This window comes from Streptomyces sp. DI166 (genome assembly GCF_900091315.1).
Taxonomy (GTDB): Bacteria; Actinomycetota; Actinomycetes; order Streptomycetales; family Streptomycetaceae; genus Streptomyces; species Streptomyces fuscus.
Genome location: NZ_FLSP01000240.1, coordinates 1 through 1,346, shown reverse-complemented (window position 1 = coordinate 1,346; position 1,346 = coordinate 1). Strand labels below are relative to the sequence as shown.

The window sequence follows — 1,346 nt, the reverse complement described above, 5'->3', positions numbered from 1 at the left end:
AACGGGAACCCCATCCGTCGGACAGCTTGCGAACATTCGGCGCGGTCGTTCAGGCGTTACGCGAGCACGCGGGCCTCAGCAGGAACGACCTGGCCGCCGTGGTCAAGTACTCCAAGCACACCGTGGAGTCGGTGGAGCTGGGCCGCCGTATGCCGGACAGGGCCTTCGTCGAACGGGCCGAGAGCGCGCTCGGCAACACGGGTGCGCTACGGAAGGCGGCACGGCATCTCAGCCGGGGAGAGGCGGGGCTGGCGGCGTGGTTCCGACGGTGGGCACGGCTGGAACGGGAGGCGGTGAGCCTGTGTACATACGAGTGCAGGCTGGTGCCGGGGTTGTTGCAGTCGGAGGCGTATGCGCGGGCGGTGTTCGACAACAGCATTCCGTTGCTGACTGACGAGCAGACGGAGGCTCAGCTCACGGCTCGGATGGAGCGGCAGGGGATGCTGCGGGAACGAGCCACGGTGCCGTTCAGCTTCATCGTCGAAGAGTCGGTGTTCCGCCGCAGGCTGGGTGGCCCGCAGGTGCATGCGAGCATGCTGGGCCACGTGTTGGAACTGACGGCACTCCGGAACGTGACGCTCCAGGTTGTGCCGCTGGAGCTGGAGATCCATGGGTGCCTGGATGGGCCTGTCCGGATCTTGGAGACGTCGCAAGGACAGAGGCTCGGCTACTCCGAGGGGCAACAAAACGGTCGACTGATCTCCGACCCGAAAGAGGTGAGCCTGCTCTGCCGACGCTATGACACACTGCGCTCGCAGGCCCTGAACCCGCAGGAATCCAGGGACCTGTTGGAGCGATTGCGAGGAGAGCTATGAACAGCGACACGACCGGACTCGCTTGGTTCAAGTCCAGCTACAGCGGCACCCAGGGTGACGACTGCGTGGAGATCGCGATCGCCGAACAGGCTGTTCACGTGCGGGACTCCAAGGACGTGTCTCGCACTACCTTCGCTGTGGGGCGTGAAGGTTGGGTGCCGTTCGTGAGGTACGTGGCGGAGGACTCGGCGGCGTAGCCGAGCACGGCTCGCATGGTGTAGGGGTCGCCGGGTCAAGGAGGACAGACTTCGGGGCCGCTATCTCGGCGTTGCGCGACGGCACGCGTTCTCCAGCCCGCGTCGGCGGTCAAAACGACGGCCGACGCGGGCTGCTGGTCTGACCTCGGCGTAACCCGAAGGTTCACTTCCTTGGTCGCCGCAAATGGTGGTTCAGTCGTGCCGGGGCCCCTAGCAGTGGAGGGTGAGGGGTGACCGGGAGTTGCCGCTGAGGTTGAAAGGGTGGGGTGACAACGGGCGTTGGTGGTGCTACATCCTCGTCATGAGGTACGCGGATGGCGGCGGTCTGACCGCC

Annotated in this window: 2 protein-coding genes; both read left to right on the top strand. The window is 65.7% G+C overall.

Annotated elements, in window-relative coordinates:
- Positions 1–815, top strand: an 815-nt coding sequence (locus GA0115233_RS40050; RefSeq protein WP_093725718.1) for a helix-turn-helix domain-containing protein, incomplete at its 5' end; no start/stop codon positions are given.
- Positions 812–1,012, top strand: coding sequence for a DUF397 domain-containing protein (locus tag GA0115233_RS40045; RefSeq protein ID WP_093725716.1), 201 nt, complete (start codon positions 812–814; stop codon positions 1,010–1,012). The genes GA0115233_RS40050 and GA0115233_RS40045, both read left to right, overlap by 4 nt.
- Positions 1,013–1,346 lie beyond the last annotated feature (334 nt).

Bases quoted from the DNA above. Each gene is read 5' to 3' on its own strand.
- GA0115233_RS40045 (WP_093725716.1), top strand. From the start codon at position 812: ATGAACAGCGACACGACCGGACTCGCTTGGTTCAAGTCCAGCTACAGC.